This is a genomic window from Halorubrum sp. SS7 (assembly GCF_005435055.1).
Lineage (GTDB): Archaea > Halobacteriota > Halobacteria > Halobacteriales > Haloferacaceae > Halorubrum > Halorubrum salinarum.
In genome coordinates this window covers 1-721 of the sequence record NZ_SGXV01000194.1, presented here as the reverse complement: position 1 = coordinate 721, position 721 = coordinate 1, and the positions used below count along the sequence as shown (strand labels likewise).

The 721-nt window shown below is 60.1% G+C and carries 1 protein-coding gene and 1 pseudogene; one reads left to right on the top strand and one right to left on the bottom strand.

All coding sequences use genetic code 11. The annotated features are described in order from the left end of the window. Nucleotides 1-547: RNA-guided endonuclease TnpB family protein (locus tag EXE44_RS17565; protein ID WP_137718018.1), on the top strand; the 547-nt coding region annotated here is incomplete at its 5' end. A 77-nt stretch (nucleotides 548-624) separates the two neighbouring features. Here EXE44_RS17565 and EXE44_RS21630 read toward each other — a convergent pair. Further along, nucleotides 625-721: pseudogene (locus tag EXE44_RS21630) on the bottom strand (DoxX family protein); the annotation flags it as partial.

Here is a 721-nt window from a genome sequence, read left to right as displayed (position 1 = left end):
GCAACAGCGTGGGACGCAAGCTGTACACAACGCCCTGCTTCGCCTCGGAAAGCGGGAAGAAGCGTGGCGGAAGCAGTACATCCACACGGTAGCCAATGAGATCGTTTCGGAAGCCGTCGAACACGACTGCGACGTGATCGCGTTCGAGGACTTGAGCGACATTCGAGAGCGGCTTCCACACGCGAAGTGGCACCACATGTGGGCGTTTCGACGCCTGTACGAGTACGTCGAGTACAAAGCGCCAGAACAAGGCGTCTCCGTGGAGCAAGTTGAGCCGAACCACACGTCCCAACGTTGTTCTCGGACGGACTGTGGGTTCACGCATGAAGACAACCGCCACGGTGAACACTTTGAGTGCCAGAAGTGCGGGTACGAGGTCAACGCGGACTACAATGCGGCGAAGAATATCGGGGTTCGATACGCCCGGAAACAGAGACACAGCCTCCGTTCCTCGCCCAAGTCGGGGAGCGGAGACGCACAAGTAGACGTGCGTGTGAATGGTGGGACGGTGAACGGCGAGAGTTACCAGCCTATTGCTGGCGACTGATTTCCGGGAGTCCACATCAAAGCCCCACCCTCAACGAGCGAACCCCGTATGGGGTGAGCGAAGTAGGGTGGGGTAGTTTACCCGAGGACGTAGCGGAGCTTCGGGAACCGCTCGACGAGCGTCTGCCCGCCGACCTCCAGTTGCTCGATGAAGGCGTCGAGGCCGAGGACGCGG